The 18164-nt window shown below is 50.8% G+C and carries 17 protein-coding genes; 1 reads left to right on the top strand and 16 read right to left on the bottom strand.

Annotated features, from left to right (window positions below):
• Positions 1-95 precede the first annotated feature (95 nt).
• From B1728_RS09975 to B1728_RS09935, 9 genes are all read right to left on the bottom strand, one after another.
• Complete coding sequence (locus B1728_RS09975; RefSeq protein ID WP_079910032.1) at positions 96-1241, bottom strand: FtsW/RodA/SpoVE family cell cycle protein; 1146 nt, start codon at positions 1239-1241, stop codon at positions 96-98.
• A gap of 6 nt (positions 1242-1247) precedes the next feature.
• A complete protein-coding gene (gene minD / locus B1728_RS09970) occupies positions 1248-2042 on the bottom strand; it encodes a septum site-determining protein MinD (protein WP_079910031.1) in 795 nt (264 codons plus the stop codon).
• A gap of 18 nt (positions 2043-2060) precedes the next feature.
• On the bottom strand, positions 2061-2714 hold the full coding sequence (minC, locus tag B1728_RS09965) for a septum site-determining protein MinC (protein ID WP_079910030.1): 654 nt from the start codon (positions 2712-2714) through the stop codon (positions 2061-2063).
• A 70-nt stretch (positions 2715-2784) separates the two neighbouring features.
• On the bottom strand, positions 2785-3312 hold the full coding sequence (mreD, locus tag B1728_RS09960) for a rod shape-determining protein MreD (RefSeq protein WP_079910029.1): 528 nt from the start codon (positions 3310-3312) through the stop codon (positions 2785-2787).
• Positions 3313-3317: 5 nt separating this feature from the next.
• Positions 3318-4178, bottom strand: a complete 861-nt coding sequence (gene mreC / locus B1728_RS09955) for a rod shape-determining protein MreC (protein ID WP_079910028.1) — start codon at positions 4176-4178, stop codon at positions 3318-3320.
• 33 nt (positions 4179-4211) lie between these two features.
• Complete coding sequence (locus tag B1728_RS09950) at positions 4212-5246, bottom strand: rod shape-determining protein (protein ID WP_079910027.1); 1035 nt, start codon at positions 5244-5246, stop codon at positions 4212-4214.
• Positions 5247-5345: 99 nt separating this feature from the next.
• Positions 5346-6035: a RadC family protein gene (radC, locus tag B1728_RS09945; protein ID WP_079910026.1), complete on the bottom strand. Its 690-nt coding sequence runs from the start codon at positions 6033-6035 to the stop codon at positions 5346-5348.
• A 57-nt stretch (positions 6036-6092) separates the two neighbouring features.
• Positions 6093-6698, bottom strand: a complete 606-nt coding sequence (locus B1728_RS09940) for a Maf family protein (RefSeq protein ID WP_079910025.1) — start codon at positions 6696-6698, stop codon at positions 6093-6095.
• A gap of 67 nt (positions 6699-6765) precedes the next feature.
• The gene (locus tag B1728_RS09935) at positions 6766-7008 is read right to left on the bottom strand and encodes a DUF4321 domain-containing protein (protein ID WP_079910175.1); all 243 of its coding nucleotides are present in this window, start codon (positions 7006-7008) and stop codon (positions 6766-6768) included.
• A 122-nt stretch (positions 7009-7130) separates the two neighbouring features.
• Here B1728_RS09935 and B1728_RS09930 point away from each other — a divergent pair, with 122 nt between their 5' ends.
• Positions 7131-8429 (top strand): N-acetylmuramoyl-L-alanine amidase, encoded by a 1299-nt coding sequence (locus B1728_RS09930; protein ID WP_256865312.1) that lies wholly within the window; start codon positions 7131-7133, stop codon positions 8427-8429.
• Positions 8430-8501: 72 nt separating this feature from the next.
• Here B1728_RS09930 and B1728_RS09925 read toward each other — a convergent pair whose 3' ends face one another.
• From B1728_RS09925 to B1728_RS09890, 7 genes are all read right to left on the bottom strand, one after another.
• Entirely contained in the window at positions 8502-9881 is a 1380-nt protein-coding gene (locus B1728_RS09925; RefSeq protein ID WP_079910024.1) for an SPOR domain-containing protein, read from the bottom strand.
• Between the two features lie 143 nt (positions 9882-10024).
• On the bottom strand, positions 10025-10531 hold the full coding sequence (locus B1728_RS09920) for a ferritin (RefSeq protein WP_179135963.1): 507 nt from the start codon (positions 10529-10531) through the stop codon (positions 10025-10027).
• Between the two features lie 41 nt (positions 10532-10572).
• A complete protein-coding gene (locus B1728_RS09915; protein WP_079910022.1) occupies positions 10573-10794 on the bottom strand; it encodes a DUF1450 domain-containing protein in 222 nt (73 codons plus the stop codon).
• Between the two features lie 139 nt (positions 10795-10933).
• Positions 10934-12319 (bottom strand): UDP-N-acetylmuramate--L-alanine ligase, encoded by a 1386-nt coding sequence (gene murC, locus B1728_RS09910; protein ID WP_144027820.1) that lies wholly within the window; start codon positions 12317-12319, stop codon positions 10934-10936.
• 7 nt (positions 12320-12326) lie between these two features.
• Positions 12327-13712, bottom strand: coding sequence for a bifunctional folylpolyglutamate synthase/dihydrofolate synthase (locus tag B1728_RS09905; protein WP_079910021.1), 1386 nt, complete (start codon positions 13710-13712; stop codon positions 12327-12329).
• Positions 13713-13717: 5 nt separating this feature from the next.
• Entirely contained in the window at positions 13718-16393 is a 2676-nt protein-coding gene (locus B1728_RS09900) for a valine--tRNA ligase (RefSeq protein ID WP_079910020.1), read from the bottom strand.
• A 593-nt stretch (positions 16394-16986) separates the two neighbouring features.
• Entirely contained in the window at positions 16987-18135 is a 1149-nt protein-coding gene (locus B1728_RS09890; protein WP_144027819.1) for a LysM peptidoglycan-binding domain-containing protein, read from the bottom strand.
• Positions 18136-18164 lie beyond the last annotated feature (29 nt).

The following is an 18164-nucleotide window of genomic DNA, read 5'->3' as shown; positions in this document are numbered from 1 at the left end:
AACATATCACTGTAGCCAGGATGCTCATGATTTCCCGTTAGACATGCCAAAAAAGCACCCTGATTTTCAGGATGCTTCATAGGACAGTTGTTATCTTAATAGGTTAATTCTTTTTCCTGATGGACTCGAATGCTCATCACGAGCGCAATACACATCATATTGATCAGCAGTGAAGTACCTCCATAGCTGATGAAGGGCAGCGTGATCCCCGTCAGCGGCATGATGCCGATCAGCATGCCTACGTTTTCGAAAATCTGAAAGACGAACATGGAGACGACGCCGACAATGATGTAGGAGCCCCCTTTATCCCCGCACTGGATAGATATTAGAATCATTCGGTAAATCAAGACGAAATAGAGCAGCAATAGAACGGAGGAGCCGACAAAACCGAATTCTTCCGCCAATACGACGAAGATGGAATCCGAGTAGGCATATGGGATGAAATGCCGGTGGACCGACGTCCCCTGCAAGTACTTCTCCCCGGTCAAGCCGCCGGAGCCGATCGCTTTGATCGAGTTGTCTACCTGGAACTTCTGGTCCTTCGTCGCGTTCTCAGGATCGATAAAGGTATCCATCCGGGCGACCCAGTGGCCTTTGCCTCTATCCGAAAAGTAGGTTTTAATAGGATCGTGGTAATGAGTAAACAGGTACATGAACAATACCAGCGCTCCTACGGCAATGAGCACCCCTATCAAGAAATGCACATATTTGATATTTCCGATCCATAACATGCCGATGAAGACAACGATAAAAATGATGGCATTCCCCAAATCCGGCTGGATCAGCACCAAAATAAACGGTATCAGCACAATGACGCCAACAGGGACTACATCGGTCCAAAATAACAACGGCTCTCCCTGCCTGCGGGCAAGAAACGCGGCAAGGCCCATGATCAGCATAAGCTTCATAAGCTCGGCCGGCTGAAACAGCAGCCCCCCGGGAAGCTGGAACCAGCTTTTGGCGCCGTTAATCTCCATCCCGAATTTATACACGGCCGCCAGCATGGCAAGACCCGTTATATATAAATAGGGCGAAATTTTTAGCAGCCCGCGGTAGTCGACAAAGGTTAACCCCAAGAAAGCGAGGATAGAGATAACATAGATGATGATCATCTTTTTAAGATCGAAAACAATATTCGGGTCATCAAGCGTTGCGCTGTAGACAAGCAGCGTGCTGATAACCATGAATGCTAGCAGGATGACAACGATGGGAATATCGATCTTTTTTAATTTATGCAGCAAATCCGATCATCCCATTCCGATAAACTTCTTCAATTTGGAAATAACGCCGGACTTCTCGTCCATAGGCATTAAAGGCACGGTATCACCCAAAATACGCCGGGCAATGTTACGATAAGCAATCGCCGCACGCGAGCTTGGATTCATCACCGTCGGCTCTCCCATGTTAGCCGCTTTGATGACATATTCGTCATCCGGAACGATGCCCAGCAAATCGATGGCCAATACGGAGCAGATCTCGTCAATGTCAAGCATCTCGCCCTTTTTGACCATATTGGCACGGATACGGTTAATAACGAGCTTCGGCGATTCAATGCGTTCGTTCTCCAGAAGTCCGATAATACGATCCGCGTCACGTACGGCCGCGTTCTCCGGTGTGGTGACGACGATAGCTTTATCCGCTCCGGCGACCGCATTTTTAAACCCTTGCTCTATACCTGCCGGACAATCAATGATGACAAAATCAAAGTCGCGCTTTAACTCCAGCACGATGTCTCTTACCGCTTCCGGGGAAACAGAATGCTTGTCTTTCGTTTGAGCAGCAGGAAGCATGTAGAGCTCGTCAAAGCGTTTGTCCTTCACCAATGCCTGAGCCAACCGGCAGCGCCCCTCTGCTACGTCTACCAAATCATAAATGATCCGGTTCTCCAGCCCCATGACGACATCCAGATTGCGCAGGCCGATATCCGTGTCGACCATACACACCTTTTTCCCTTGAAGCGCCAATGCCGTTCCGATATTAGCGGATGTCGTCGTCTTGCCGACACCGCCTTTTCCCGAAGTAATGACAATTGCTTCTCCCATATGCTTCACTCCTTCTCCTTACTGCTTTGCCGTTAATTTATGCATATGATGAATTTTATCTATTTCCATTTTGCCATCCCGAATATAGGCAAACTCCATAAAAGCTTCGTTGATTCCCCATTCATCCGGCGGCCTGCTGATAATGCCGGCAATCCTGAGCTGAGTCGGTCTCAGATGCGATGCGGCAATAACGGAGGATTCGTCGCCGTCCACCCCTGCGTGAGCCATGCCCTTTAAGGATCCCATCACGTAGATGCTGCCCGAGCTGATAATCGTGCCGCCCGGATTCACATCACCAAGGAACAGGATGTTGCCTTCTTCAGTTAATGTTTGGCCGGAGCGTACGATGCCCTTGAGCAGCTTAATATCCGGCATATGTTGAAAAACGGACGCCGATGGGTCCGCCGTTTGCGATTCAATAGATTGGATCAGCAGATTTCCCTTCTGTCCAATGATGGAGCGAATCTGCTCCTTCTCCTCTTCGGAAACGTTTCTCGTTCCAAGTTTGACATGAACATGAATAATAGGGCCGGTCAATATTTGCTGATGGGTCTTTTCAAGCTTGTGCTTAAGCTCCTGGATGACTTCATCAAACTCACATGTATCGTTAAGCAAAAATACGAGCCCGTCTTTAACACCTTTTATTGTCACGTGATGCTTTACTGCCGCCATACACTTTTCCAACCCCCTAGCCTATACAATTCGGCTTTTTTCAGCATATCTCCTTCTTTTTCGCTGAAAATTATTCCTCCGGGGCGGGACTTTCTCGGTGCATGCTCTCGAACAGCTTTCTTACCGGAACGTACACGATCAAGGCAAAGAGCAGATTAAACAGCGTGCTTGGCAGCATTTGATGGAAAAACGCCCACTGCAAATCCAGATGCGTTGTCTGGAACAAGCGGTACAGCCCGTACACAATAGCTTCATAGAACAAGTTGCCGAGCGCAATGACCAGCATGCTTACGATAATATTGGAATACAACCTGCGGTGCGTAAGGCCGGCCAAATAGCCGGTAAGCCCCATGGCAAAGGATATCGGTCCGAGCATGGGCGAATAGTACAATAAATCCTGCAAAAAACCAAAGATAAGGCCGTACCACAATGCCGTATGACGGTTCACATAAAGTCCGATGTACAATACGATAACAAGCATGAAATGAGGGGCCACGAAGACCCTGGATTGCCACACGCCCGGAATCAGCCACTGGAACAACGTTCCTTCCAGAATTAATAAGGCGGTTAAAATTACCCACAGCCACTTGCGCGCCATCCGCCTCACCCCTGCTCCGGAACAAATACAACGAATACTTCCCGCAAATGGGTAAAGGAGGCAAAGGGTTGTATCGTGGCTTCATGGGAAATTCCGTAAGTGCCCGGCTTCCTGGAAACGACCTTGCCGACCGGAATGCCTCTCGGGAATACTTGACCCAAGCCGGAGGTGATGACTTCATCGCCGACCTCGAGCTTGTCGTTCGGGTCGATCTTGGTCATGATCAGCTTCTGTTGGGTTGGGTCATAGCTTTCGATCATCCCGAAGGACTCGTTCTCCCGGTTCTTGATCGTCACGGATATCGCCTTCGATTCGTTGGCCGTATCGTCCACTCCGTTCAACAGCTGCACGTTGGAGTAGAACGAGAAGGTTTGAAGCACGCGGCCTACCAAGCCGTCTACGGAAACAACCGCCATATTGGGCTTGACGCCGTCCTTCTCTCCCAGATTAATGCGGACTGTATTATTCAGAGAATCCGGGCTGACCGCGACGACCTCGGCAATCCGAAACGTATAGTTGTTAGCCTGCTTCTGGCGCTCCGTAAAGCCAAGCGCTTCCTGCAGCCGCTTGTTTTGCTGCTCCAGATCGTTCAGACGCGTCGTATCTCGGGCATATTTCGTCAAGGTCTGCTTCAGCACCTGATTTTCGATAAAAATCGTACGCATTTGCTTCATATCCTCAAAGAAACCCGCTATGTAGCCAGCGGGCTTATAGAACAATCCTTGTGTCCAAGACAATGTATCGCCAACAAATTTCTCAGGCCACGTCGCCTGCCCTCGTTTGCCGAGCGTCAAGCCCATCAAGGCGATGAAACAGATAAGGCCGAGAAGCAAAATCAGCAGCCTCTTATTCCCCAACAATTTCAAAGCATACACCTTCTAACCTTCACAGCGTAATAATCAGCGTTTTGACTTGCTTGTAGGACCTGATCTCATTTTGAAAAGATGAATATTCTCAAGCGCTCTTCCCGTACCGATTGCCACGCAATCGAGCGGATTCTCGGCCACAAGAACCGGCATGCCGGTTTCGCGGGACAGCAGCTTGTCCAGGTTGCGCAGCAAACCGCCTCCCCCTGTAAGGACGATGCCGCGGTCCATAATGTCGGCGGCCAGCTCAGGCGGACATTTCTCCAATGTCACCTTCACAGAATCCACGATGCTGTTCACGGTATCTCCCAAAGCTTCCGTAATCTCGCCGGAGGTTACGCTCATCGTCTTCGGCAGCCCCGTCACCAGGTCACGGCCGCGGATTTCAAAGCTGACAGGAGGATCCATAGGCAGCGCAGAACCGATCTCCATCTTAATTGATTCCGCTGTACGCTCGCCGATCATCAAGTTATACGTCCGCTTGATGTATTGGGTAATCGCTTCGTCCATATCGTCTCCCGCGACACGGATGGAGCGACTGGTTACGATACCTCCCAACGAAATGACCGCTACCTCGGTAGTACCGCCGCCAATATCGACGACCATGCTGCCTGTCGGCTCCCATACGGGCAAATCAGCGCCGATCGCCGCTGCAAACGGCTCTTCAATGGTGAAGGCGTCGCGGGCACCCGCCTGACGGGTCGCATCCTCTACCGCACGCTTCTCAACGGCTGTAATTCCCGAAGGTACGCACACCATTACGCTAGGATGCCGTTGAAACAACCAGCGGTCCTTCTGGGCCTGGCGAATAAAATATTTAATCATGGTCGAAGTCGTATCAAAATCGGCAATGACCCCGTCCTTCATCGGACGGACTGCACGAATATTACCGGGAGTACGGCCAATCATCTTTTTTGCGTCATTTCCTACGGCCTCTATAGATTTGGTATCGGTACGCAGCGCCACAACCGAGGGCTCTCTGACCACGATCCCTTTACCTTTTACATAGACCAATGTATTTGCTGTCCCGAGATCGATCCCCAGGTCCTTTGTAAAACCACCAAACATGCTCGGTACTCCCTTCCTATGGCTTCATGCCCAAAAAACTGCTGATCCAACCAGCTATTTACTTACATAACAAATCCTTTAACGACTTCCACTATTATATTACATCAAGCCTTGCTCCTTCAAACTTACGTATCTCCGGTCACCGATCACAATGTGATCCAGCACGTCGATACCGATGATCTCGCCTGCTTCCATCAGACGGCGGGTCAAGGCGACATCCTCAGAGCTCGGGGTCGGGTCGCCGCTAGGGTGGTTATGAACGCAAATAATCGAAGCACTGCTCCGCTTGATCGCAGCCCGGAATACTTCCCGGGGATGTACGATCGCCGCATTCAAACTGCCCATAGATAACGTTTCCTGACCTATGATGTGATTTTTTGTATTTAAAAATAAACAAACAAAATGCTCTTTCTGTAAATAACGCATCTCTTCCATCAAAAGACCTGACACGTCCTCGGGTGAACGAACCGTTACAACCTCATTCATACCGCTCCGTGCAAGCCTCCGGCCCAATTCAATGCCGGCCTGGATTTGCAGCCCTTTGGCGGCGCCGATCCCTTTGATTTCCGTTAACTGCTGCAGGCTCATGTCGACAAGACTCCTCAGTCCTCCCGACTGGGCTAGCAATCTTTGCGCCAAGTGCACGGCAGATTCCTGAACCGTACCCGTCCGCAGCAAAATAGCTAACAATTCCGCGTTACTTAATGCTTGAGCCCCATACTGCATCATGCGTTCTCTAGGTCGTTCTTCGTTTGGGACATCGCGCAATGTCATATTGGGCGATTCCATTCATTCCCCTCTTTCGTTAAAAAAGTCATTGAACCCTCATTATATCATGATGCAGACTCAAATAACAGCAATACCCATGCGTGCCAGCAGATCGCTGAGCAGGGATACCGGAAGTCCCACAACATTGAAATAATCGCCTTCAATACGCTCGATCATCGTGGCGCCCAAGCCTTGAATGGCGTAAGAGCCCGCTTTATCCATCGGTTCGCCCGTATCAATATAACGCTCGATCTGGGTTGCCGTCAACGGCTTCATGTAAACAGATGTAACATGATGAGAAACCTCCTGCCGGTCTGACGCCAAATCGATGCAAGCCACACCGCTATAGACCTGATGCCATCGTCCCTGCAGCCTGTTCAGCATGCTGAAGGCATCCTGCTTGTCCTTCGGCTTGCCCAGCACTTCGCCGTCTATCACGACGATGGTATCCGATCCGATAACAATTCCGTCCGTGCGCCGCTCCTGTTTATACATTTCGCAGACAGCCGCCGCTTTGCGACTGGATAATTGTTCCACGATCTCCTCCGGCTTGAGCCCGGGCTCCGTATCTTCATTTACATCGCTTACCCTGATTTCGTACGGCAGTTGAAGAGACTTGATCAATTCCTGACGTCGAGGAGAGGAAGACGCCAGAATCAGCATTTTTTGCACAGTATTCGACATATATAGACTCCTTGATCCGAATAGTTTGATCGATTCTTTATTCCAATGTTCCCAGCCCTCTTAGCTTTTACAATTTGCGGTAAATCCAAAACGATGCCGCCAGCCCCGCTAAGCTGACCAAGTTCAGCTTCAGTTCGATGTGAAGATTGTATTTTAACACCAGTAAATCCGCTTTAGGCTCCCATGACAGCTCGACGGATTTCGTCAAAAACGATAAGGCGGAGACCGGGCTGAGCAGCTGCCCTACCAAGGCGCCCGCCACTAATCCTATGATAAGCAATAAGATAAAAGTAAATGTATTTTTTTTCACTTCGGTTCCCATTCCTCTATCAGTTGATATGCGCATCTCGTATTATAGCATAATTTTGGAGAATGTTACCTGCTTACAACACGTACGGACAGCCTGTAGAATATAGCGAGGAGGGATTCGATTTGAAGCGCCGGCCTTATACTACCATCATGATTCTATTGATGCTTCTGATAGCTTTCCCGACATCGGCCTTTGCGGCGAAAATTGTCGTAGATGCGGGACACGGAGGCTCTGACCCCGGGGCTATTGGAGTCAATGGCTTAAATGAAAAAACCGTAAATTTGGATATTGCCCGAAAATTAAAGGGCTTCTTGGTTGAACACGGATATGAAGTAAGCATGACACGTACGGACGATACTTACATATCCTTGAAGGATCGCGTTGACTTCACCAACGCACAGAATGCGGACCTGTTCGTATCGGTCCATGCCAATTCTTACTCTAACCCGGACGCTCGCGGAGCGATGGTCCTGTATTACGATAAGAATTTCCCCCAGGTTGACTATCCGGCCAGTCCGCAAATGGCAGCTCTGACTCCGGAAAGCAAGGAGCTTGCACAAAAAGTGCTGAACCAGTTCGTAACGAACGTAGGAGTAGCCAATCTCGGCCTGGTGGAGAGCTCCGTATATGTCGTACGAATGGGAACGATTCCGAGTATTCTCGTGGAGACTTCGTTCTTATCCAACGCCAAGGACGCCGCTCTGCTTAACAGCGACGAGGTAAGGACACGAATGGCCAAAGCGATCGCTCTTGGCATTGAAGATTACCTGCCGCTTAATGGACAGGGCTCCTCCAGCGTGTTCACGGATATTACCGGGCATTGGGCGAAGGAATCGATCGTGCGCTTGAACACGCAGGGAATTATCGATGGCGTCGGCAAGCAGTTTTTGCCGGACAAGGAGATGACGCGTGCGGAGTGGATCACCCTGTTGGACCGCGTATTCAACCTGTCGACGGCCCATGCCGCTGCTTCGACGGGCGTCTGCGCCGACCCGACCGTCACCGGGGCTGTCTACGGCGCAGGGGTGTGCACCCCCCTGGCCGACAAAGCCAAGGACGTGCAGGCCGGTCACTGGGCCTACGCGTCCTTGAGCAAAGCTGTGGCCGCCGGGGTGCTGGACGGGTACGAGGACGGGACGCTGCGTCCCGACCAGCCCGTCACGCGCGCCGAGGTGGCCGCGATGTTCCAGCGGCTGGCACTGCCGCTGGCAGGCACGGCGGCGGTGACGCAGCCGCCGTTCAATGATGTGCCGACCGGCTCCTGGTCGGCCAGTGCGATCGCCAGCCTGAAGCAAGCAGGCTGGATCGACGGCATTACGGCGGACCGGTTCATGCCGGACCGCCGTATGACCCGGGCGGAAGCGGCCGCTCTGCTCGACCGCTACACGCAAAGCCAAAAAACGACGAACCGGCAGCCTTAGGGCTGTCCCGGTTCGTCGTTTTTCATATCCGCTTGCGCTTAAACTTTAAGCTTAAACGCAGCTGCTTTAATTTTATTCCGCCGTCACCAGCTTGCGCAATTCCTTCTCCACCATGACATACTGCATCAAAGCGGCCTCGGTTTGCCACATGTAAGAGGCTCCCGGATTTTTCTTATATTCGTCCAAGGAAACGATCGCTGAGCTCATGGCCGTATTCATTTTTTGCAGCGCTGCTTTGGCGTCATCCGCGAGTCCTTCGGTCGCGGAGGCCGATAATCCCGTCCAGGCTTGATGCGCTGTTTTTATCGACTGCAGTGCTGACGCATCCAGCTGTGAAGGCTTGGATTCCGTCAGGTGGGATGAAGCAAGCGGGACGATCGATTGCACCAGCTTCGCTCCTTGATTCATATAATTAGGCAGCGAATCGGCTTGCTTGCCGTTCCATTTGATTTTGGTAAGGGCCGGCAGCTCCACATTTTTCACGATCACTTCCATGTTTTTTTGCTTGAACTGCTGCGATAGCCCCATCGCCTCGTCACGTGTCATCGCAATGCCTACATAGACCGGATATTTGTCTCCTGAATCACGGACCGCCGTAAATCCTTTTTTCTTCAAATCGGCTTGGGCCGCATCCGCGCTTTGCGGCGTGCTGAACACCCCGCTTTGCAGGAAGCTGTACGATTTGGCAGGGATGCTGGCGGCAATCCCGGCAGCAGCCGAAGCTGAAGCAGGAACCGATGGGCTGACCGAGCCTGATTTATCTGCGGATGGCTGGGTAGTTCCGTTAACGGCAGCGGTATTTTTCTCGGCGGCTCCCTGAGTGGTGCTTATCGAGGTGCCTGATCCGGACACGGCCGTATTCCCGCTTGTTTTCGCCTGATTATCTCCCGAGAACATGGAGAGGACGAAAAATCCGAATGCAATGCCTGTCACGATAGCCCCTGCAACCGATGTTGCGACCTTGATCCAGGAGGTATTCGGCTTACGGGGACCCGATACGTAGACCGGCTCTTCGGGAACATACCATCGATGATCCCGAAGAGGCTCAGAAGGCTCTTCCCGATCATAACGATCGCGCAGGTCTTGCTTCGGCTCCAAGCCGTCTCCCGCTCTGTTCTTGGCTCCGTTGGATTCCCGAATCAGCTGCTCGACCCGATTGGTCTCTGCGTCGAAGGAGCTCTGCCAGCCGCCGTAATCCGTCGTGTACAGATTTAAAGGCTGGGCGTCAATGAGCGGCTGCTTTGCTGGAGCTGCAGCCTGAGGGGGTAACGATGAATGGTTTCCTTCCTCTACGGTATGAATGAAGCTGTCTTCCGCGCGAGGCGTTTCTTCCACCCGATACTCTTCCACATGTAGCGGTATGACCTGGGGCTCTTCCTTCACCACGCGCTGCGAGCCGTTATTCCGTCCAGGGCTATGGTCAAATCGAAAAGTCATTTTGTTCTTGTTCATTCCTACTTCTCTCCCTTGTCCATTTTCGTATTACTAGACTATGAGAGAGATGGAAGGATTAGAACAAGCAAGTCCTTATTTTGCGCGACATGGTCTTACCCGCTTCCGGCCGGACCTCTATCAATTGGAGCAGGGTTACCGAATTAATTGGCTGGCGGCGTAAATACCCGCTGGGCAAATTCCGCATCCATCATAAAGAATGCGTTGCTGTCCTTATCTATCCGCTTGAGCTTCTGAATAATGCTGTCAAACATCGCTTCCTCTTCCACCTGCTCATCAATAAACCATTTGAGGAAATGAATCGTAGCGTGCTCCCTGTCATTCAAGGCCATATCAGACAGATGGTAGATGCGCTGTGTAACGATTTTCTCATGCTCGTAGGCATGCTCGAACACTTCCAGAATAGAGGCATACTCATTTTTCGGATGGTCCATCCCTTGGATTGTAGCTCTTCTGCCGCGGTCATTGAGAAACTTATAGATCTTCATCGCATGGAAACGTTCCTCTTCCGCCTGTACGATATAGAAATTGGCAAAGCCGTCCAGGCTCTCTGCCGAGCAGTATGCAGCCATAGCGAGGTAGACATGAGAGGAATAAAATTCATAATTCATTTGCTCATTGAGCGCTTGGCTTAGTTCGTCGTTTAACAAAGCTACACAACCTTCCATGATGTGATCAGTTAAAAAGAGCCTTATCCGATCAAATCGAGCAGCACTTCATACAGCTTTTCGGCAGAAGGCGCGCAGATGACATCGGCTTTTCCAACCTTTGCGATGCATTGCCTGGAGCAAAGCTTGCACGCGCCGAGACAGTCCCGCTTCTTTTGCTTCATCTCGGGAAACTGTTTCTTCATAGTCTTGTAAACGCTCTTGGACCCGTGCTTGAAGTTTCTGCAGCAGTATTTGATCTTCATGATAAGGCTTCCCTTCTTCTGTTATTTCAATCAAATGATAATAGTTATCATTTGCACTGTCAATGCATATTCTTCATTCAAAAAAGAAAGAACCATACAAGCTTAACGCTCGCATGGTTCCGATAGATGGTTTGGGTCCTTAGGATACGCTTCTTTTGCCTTCTAACGCTTTGGCCAGGCCGTCGGCAGCTTTCCAGATGTCTCCCGCTCCCATGGTCAGGACCAGATCTCCGCTCTTCACATGGGAGTATAGGTACTCCTGCACCTGCTCTTTGGAAGGAATGTATTGTACATTCTTATTGCTGTTTTGACGAATCAGCTCTACCAGCTTGGCCGAAGAGATCCCTTCGATTTGTTTTTCGCCGGCCGGAGAGTAAATGTCGGTAATGATGACCTCGTCCGCTTCAGGAAAAGCACGGCTGAACTGCTCGAACAGAAAATAGGTTCGAGTGTAGCGTTGAGGCTGAAATACGGCAATGATCTTTTTCCCTGTCGCCTTCGCGGCACTGATAGTGGCTTCAATCTCCGTCGGATGATGGGCGTAGTCATCGATGACCAGAATATCATCTACCTCACCTAACACTTGGAAGCGCCGCTTGGCTCCGCGGAATTCAGTGATAGCCCCCGCAACCTGCCCGAAGGTTAGTCCTGCTTCCAGGCAGGTGATCAACGTAGCCAACGCATTGTAAACGTTGTGCTTCCCCGGAACCGACAGCCTGATCGTGCCGAGCGGCTGACCGTGATGGAGAACATCGAATTGTACCTTTCGGTCTCCCAGATCAATGTTGGTCGCCATATAATCGGCATCATGCTCGATGCCGTAAGTAATGACCTCGCTTTGAATTAACGGAATCATCTCGCGCAAGTAGCTGTCATCCTTGCAAACGACAGCCTTCCCATCGGATTTTACCTGACTTAAAAATTGAGCGTATGCCTTTTTCAAATTTTCAAAGTCCCCGTTATAATTTTCCAGATGGTCCGCTTCAATATTGTTCACCAAAGCAATGTATGGATGATATTGCAGGAAAGACCCGTCGCTCTCGTCAGCTTCGGCTACGACCCAGTCGCCTTGGCCGGCCTTCGCATTGCTGCCGACATTCATGATCTCTCCGCCAATAATATAGGTAGGGTCCTGCTCACAATGCTCAAGAACAAGAGCGATCATCGAAGATGTCGTCGTCTTCCCGTGAGCTCCCGCTACAGCAATCCCTTTCTTGGCATTCATTAAACGGGCGAGCATTTGGGAACGGTGCAGAATAGGGATGTTCAAATTCTCGGCAGCCGTCATCTCGACGTTATCCTTCGCTAAAGCCGTAGAATAGACTACGACATCGGCCCCATTAACGTGTTCAGCCTCATGGCCGATATATACTCGTGCTCCTTTGGCAGCCAGCTTTTCCGTAAGCTCCTGCCGCGCCAAATCAGAACCCGATACTTGGTACCCCATTTCCAGCATGACTTTGGCAATTGCACTCATGCCGTATCCGCCAATACCGATAAAATGGATATGCTCAGATGGTTTCACGCCGCTCTCACCAGCCTTTTTCAGAATCGGATTGATGTAAGACCCAGGAACGAACATCTCCAATTAAATACAACGTGCCGGACACAACGGCCAGATCGTCCTGGGCCGTTCTCGCTTTAACCTGCTCCAGCGCCGCTTTCCAATCCGGTTCTACGATCACTTCCACATCCTTACGATCGATTTCCTGTAAAAGGGTTCTGGCCAGCTCGGCTAACTTCACAGCATCTTCCTTTTTATGCCAATCCGGCTCGGTAAGGATAAGTGTATCCACCAGTGGTAGTATATGCCGTAAATATTCGGAATGATTCTTGGTAGAGAGCATTCCCATAACAAAGTGTAGTTTATTGTATGTGTACGTTTCCCGTAGTGCCTGTGCTAATACAGCACCTCCCTCGGGATTATGTGCGCCGTCTATGAGAATACGCGGAGATTGGGAAATCATCTCGAGCCGCCCCGCCCACTTGGTTGCCCTCATGGCATCCTGCAGCACATCGTCCTCTACAATCAAAGCATAATATTGACGCATCAGCTCGATAGCCATTAAGGCTACCGAAGCATTTTGCAGCTGATGCTGCCCGTTCATCGTAATTCCTATCTTCGGAATAGGGCGGAACGGACTTTGGAACCCAAAGGTTTGGTCATTTTCCTTGGAAGATAGCACCTCATAGCGGAATTGTCTGTTCAATAAATAAAGCGTGCTATTTTTCTGCTTGGCTGTTTGCTCCAATACCTCAATCGCTTCCGGTTGGCTTACTGCACTGACTACCGGTACACCCGCCTTAATAATACCCGCTTTCTCAGCAGCCACCTTCTCGATGGAATCACCCAGTATTTCCATATGGTCATGGCCTACATTCGTAATGATCGAGAGGATCGGACTGACGACGTTCGTTGAATCCAGACGTCCTCCAAGGCCTGTCTCCCACACGACAAAGTCCGGATAGGATACGTGGGCAAAATATTCTATCGCTACGGCTGTCGACACTTCGAACATCGTCGGCTGTCCGAGCTCGGAATCCGCAATCTCATCGACCAGCGGCTTGATTTTGTTGACAACGCGCAGCAAGTCTTCTTCCGATATGTTCTCGCCGTTCAACCGAATGCGATCCGTATATTTCTCGATATAAGGGGACGTAAAGGTCCCCACATCGTATCCGCTCTGCTTTAAGATCTCAGTTAGATAGGCGCAGACGGAGCCTTTGCCGTTCGTTCCCGCCACATGAATGAATTTCAAGCGGCGCTCCGGATTATCAAGCAGCTCCATCAGCTTTTCCATCCGGTTAAGCCCCGGCTTAATTCCGAATGGAATCAAATGTACAATCCAATCGATGGCCTCTGACGCACTTTGAAAAGCGGTACCGCTTGGTCTTGCTGGTACGTTCGTCTCGCTCATCTTATTCACCCTCTCAGTTCAGTCAAACGGGCGATCACTTTATCTCTCTTATCCGCGTAATCGGCCAGCTTAGCTTTTTCTTCTTCAATAACTTTGGCCGGCGCTTTGGCCACGAATCCTTCATTGGCCAGCTTCTTCTCAATACGCTCCACTTCTCCGTGCAGCGTTTGAAGCTCCTTCTCAAGCCGTGCAATCTCCTGAGAAATATCGATCAGCCCCGCTAACGGCAAGGATAGCTCGGCTCCCGTTACAATACCTGTCATCGCTTTATCCGGCGTTGCAATATCCATACCGATTTCAAGCAGCGAAGTGTTGCAGAAGCGTTGAATATATCCTTCATTATTCTTCAAGCTGGCAAGAACGTCTGCCGACGCAGGCTTCACCAGCAGCTCGATTTTTTTACTCATCGGCACATTAACCTCTGCGCGAATGTTACGCACAGCACGAATGATATCCATCAGGAGCTCCATTTCACGTACCGCTTCCTCAGCCTCAAAGCGGCTCTCATATACCGGCCACTGAGCAAGGGTAATCGTCTCTCCTTGATGAGGAAGGTGCTGCCATATTTCCTCGGAAATAAACGGCATAAACGGATGAATGAGACGCTGTGTTTGGTCCAAAACGTAGGCAAGCACGGATTTCGTCGTTTTCTTAGCCTGCTCATCCGTACCGTATAACGAAATTTTGCTGAACTCGATATACCAGTCGCACAAGTCATCCCAAATAAAGTTATATAGCACACGTCCGGTTTCCCCGAATTCATAGGAATCCATGAGACGAGTCACATCGCGGACGGTTTCGTTCAGACGGTGCAGAATCCAGCGGTCGGCTGTTCCCAAGGATCCGCTAAGATCGATTTCCTCCGCTTTGAAATCTCCCAGATTCATCAGGGCGAACCGGGAAGCGTTCCAAATTTTATTAGCGAAGTTGCGCGCCTGCTCCACTCTCTCCCAGCGGAAGCGAAGATCCTGACCAGGTGTTGAGCTTGTGGACAGCATCCAGCGCATCGCGTCCGCGCCGTACTTCTCGATTACCTCGATCGGGTCGACGCCGTTGCCGAGCGATTTGGACATCTTTTGGCCCTCGGCATCGCGCACCAGCCCGTGAATCAGAACGTCCTTGAACGGCATTTGATCCGTAAATTCCAGACCCGTAAAGATCATCCGGGATACCCAGAACGGAATAATATCGTAGCCTGTTACAAGCAATGTGGTAGGGTAATAACGTTCCAGATCCGCCGTTTGTTCCGGCCATCCGAGCGTGGAGAACGGCCATAATGCGGAGCTGAACCACGTATCCAATACATCGTTATCCTGCTTCAGGTTCGTGCTGCCGCAGGAGCATTGCTTAACGTCTTCACGGGAAACATGGGTTTGTTGGCAGTCCTCGCAGTACCATGCAGGAATCCGGTGACCCCACCAAAGCTGACGGGAAATACACCAGTCGCGTACATTTTCAATCCAATGCAGATACGTTTTTTCGAAGCGGTCCGGAACGAAGTTAGCTCCCTTGCCGGATTTTTGCGCTTCAATCGCACGTTCAGCCAACGGCTTCATTTTGACGAACCATTGTGTAGACAAGTACGGCTCGATTACAGCGCCGCTGCGCTCGCTATGTCCAACCTGATGAACGTGGTCTTCGATTTTCACCAAAACGCCCTGCTCTTTCAGATCGGCAACGATTTGCTTGCGGCATTCAAACCGGTCCATCCCGTTATATTTGCCGGCGTTCTCGTTCATTTTGCCGCTTTCGTCCATAACGAGAATTTGCGGCAGATCATGACGCTTGCCTACCTCGAAGTCGTTCGGGTCATGGGCAGGCGTGATTTTCACGGCGCCGCTGCCGAAGTCTTTTTCAACATACTCATCCGCTACAATCGGAATCTCACGGCCGATTATCGGCAGTACTAGCATTTTGCCGATCAGGTGCTGATAGCGCTCATCCTCCGGATGGACCGCAACCGCCGTATCCCCTAGCATTGTCTCGGGACGAGTCGTCGCAACATCGATGGACTCATCGCTGTCCTTCACCGGATAACGAAGATGGTACAGATGTCCCTGCACCTCTTTGTATACAACTTCAATATCGGAAAGAGCCGTGCGTGCAGCCGGATCCCAGTTGATGATGTAGTTGCCGCGGTAGATAAGGCCTTTCTCGTACAGCTTCACGAATACTTCGCGAACCGCCTTGGACAAGCCTTCGTCCAGGGTAAAGCGTTCCCGGGAGTAGTCGAGTGAAAAGCCCATTTTCGCCCATTGCTGATGAATGGATTCCGCATAAAGCTCCTTCCACTCCCATACTTTTTCGAGGAACTTCTCGCGTCCCAGATCGTAACGGGTCATTCCTTGCTCCCGCAGCTTTTGCTCCACCTTGGTTTGAGTGGCGATACCCGCATGGTCCGATCCCGGAAGCCAGAGCGCGTCATATCCCTGCATTCTTTTGGTGCGGATCATGATATCTTGAAGCGTACAGTCCAGAGCATGCCCGATATGCAGCATTCCTGTCACGTTCGGCGGCGGAATAACAATCGTATACGTTTCAGCGTCCTGGCGCTGACCCGCTTTAAAGAATTGGCCTTTCAGCCAATAATCGTACCATTTTGTTTCGGCTTCCTTCGGGTCGTAGGTTGTTGGCATCGACGTCGTCGAAGCTTGGGGTTGAGTCGTCTTGGTTTCTTCCATCGCTATGGACCTCCATTGTTAAAAAATCGTAATAAGTCCCGGTATCCCAGGAGTTTGCTGCGTATCGTTGCCAGATGCAACAAAAAAATCCTTCCGCCGCAAAGGACGAAAGGATCTGCTTCCGTGGTACCACCTTTATTCCGCAATGGCGTTCCTCCCCTGATATCCGCCACTGTATTAACAATGCAACGGACACACAAGGCGAAAAAGATCGCTATGCGGCACTTCAACAGATAACGGCTGTGACCGGCAATGTCTAGTCTCATCAGCTGCGAAGGGCTTCATGGTAAGGACCGCCGCCTAACGCTAAGGAAATCTGAATCGGTTGAACATTGCAACTCCAGGGCGACTTCGGCCAGTTACATCCTGCGGAATCTTACAGCGCAGCAATTCCGCTCTCTGAAGGGTTGGCTGCCTACTATTCCCTTTCCACGTTGTTAGCATGTATAATCATTCCTATGATAAACAACATTCCACATACAGTCAATACGATAAGTGTCATAAGTCGTCGATACTACTCAATATAACCAAAAAACACCCCGAACAAACCCGTTTTCCAGGGAAGTTCGAGGTGTTTTTTCCAGTCTCTTGGATTATTTCGGAATATAAACTATTTGGCCTTCCGTTAAATCGGTATCGCCGAGCCTATTGAACAGTGCAATTTCACGGGGATTCAGATCATAGCGCTTGGCAATGCTCTCCAAGGTTTCTTCCTTCTGGACAATGCAGAGTCGAAGGCGTTTGAATTCCTTCTGCTCCCCTTTGGGACTTGCGAGCAGTCTCTTCCACTCGACCTTCTCTCCCTGAGGCGGGTCGACCGCGGGCGACTCCTCCTCCTGCCTGCCCTCCGGTGCTTTCACCGATGCCTGGCTCTGCAGCAAGGAGGTCAGACCAAACGGTTTGGCCGGTTCTTCCGCTTCCCCTTTTTTGCCCGAGATCCCAATCTTCATTTCCTTGCTCTTATCCTCGCTGCTTTCTGCTTCTGAAGCCGCTTCGACTGCCACCGGCTCTGAGACAGGCACCGCTTCCTCCGGCACCTCCAATGCGGCAAGAGAACCGCTCTCCTGAGCCGACGACCGCTGATCTTGTCTTGCTTGCTGTGCCTGTTCAGGCTTTGGCTCCTTCGTCTCTGCAACTATCTTCTCTTCAATAGGATTCGCAGCGGCAAACGCCAAAGAGGGAGAAGTCCATTCCTCCTGTTCCCCGCCCTTTGGCTCGATCTGTACCGTCAATGAGACTTCTTCTTCCTGACGTTCAACCTCCTCTTGAACCGCTGCCGGCGCTTCGGGTACTTCCGGCTCCCGCTGCTGTCCCTGCACCTCGTGTACAAAGACGACTTCCTCCTCAGCTTCGCCCCAAATATCTCCGACCGATGGCGACACGACCTCAAGTCCGTTTAGAGACAAGACGCCGGTAATATTCAAGCTCCTTGTCGATAATAGCTCCACATCGAAATTTTCAATCTCTACCGCTATGTCTTCCATCCGCTGCACGCGGTTCATAGGAAGTGTAATTTCGACCGGAATCAGATGCTCCAAGGTACGGTTCACCGCATCCTGTTCGTCCACATATGTCCCGGATAAGAGCAGGTTGCCTCGCAAAAGAGCTTGATCCCCTTGTGGAAGCACTTGAATATGCGGGGCAAGCTCAATGCCCTCCAGCTCCTTGATCCCTGCCACACCTTCCGACAAATGCACTCGCTCATAGATATCAAATCGCAATCCGCTTTGCTGTTCAGCCAATGTTTTGTCCTCCCTCTTATGAACTAGTC

The sequence above is a fragment of the Paenibacillus sp. 32352 genome (genome assembly GCF_002042965.1).
In the GTDB taxonomy this organism is placed as follows: Bacteria; Bacillota; Bacilli; order Paenibacillales; family NBRC-103111; genus Paenibacillus_S; species Paenibacillus_S vulneris.
This window is presented reverse-complemented; position numbering and strand designations above follow the sequence as displayed.

Excerpts from the sequence above, each read along its gene's own strand:
- minD (WP_079910031.1), bottom strand. The coding sequence starts at position 2,042 with ATGGGAGAAGCAATTGTCATTACTTCGGGAAAAGGCGGTGTCGGCAAG.
- minC (WP_079910030.1), bottom strand. The coding sequence starts at position 2,714 with ATGGCGGCAGTAAAGCATCACGTGACAATAAAAGGTGTTAAAGACGGG.
- mreD (WP_079910029.1), bottom strand. The coding sequence starts at position 3,312 with ATGGCGCGCAAGTGGCTGTGGGTAATTTTAACCGCCTTATTAATTCTG.
- B1728_RS09950 (WP_079910027.1), bottom strand. The coding sequence starts at position 5,246 with ATGTTTGGTGGTTTTACAAAGGACCTGGGGATCGATCTCGGGACAGCA.
- radC (WP_079910026.1), bottom strand. The coding sequence starts at position 6,035 with ATGGAATCGCCCAATATGACATTGCGCGATGTCCCAAACGAAGAACGA.
- B1728_RS09940 (WP_079910025.1), bottom strand. The coding sequence starts at position 6,698 with ATGTCGAATACTGTGCAAAAAATGCTGATTCTGGCGTCTTCCTCTCCT.
- B1728_RS09925 (WP_079910024.1), bottom strand. The coding sequence starts at position 9,881 with ATGAACAAGAACAAAATGACTTTTCGATTTGACCATAGCCCTGGACGG.
- B1728_RS09915 (WP_079910022.1), bottom strand. The coding sequence starts at position 10,794 with ATGAAGATCAAATACTGCTGCAGAAACTTCAAGCACGGGTCCAAGAGC.
- B1728_RS09905 (WP_079910021.1), bottom strand. The coding sequence starts at position 13,712 with ATGAGCGAGACGAACGTACCAGCAAGACCAAGCGGTACCGCTTTTCAA.
- B1728_RS09900 (WP_079910020.1), bottom strand. The coding sequence starts at position 16,393 with ATGGAAGAAACCAAGACGACTCAACCCCAAGCTTCGACGACGTCGATG.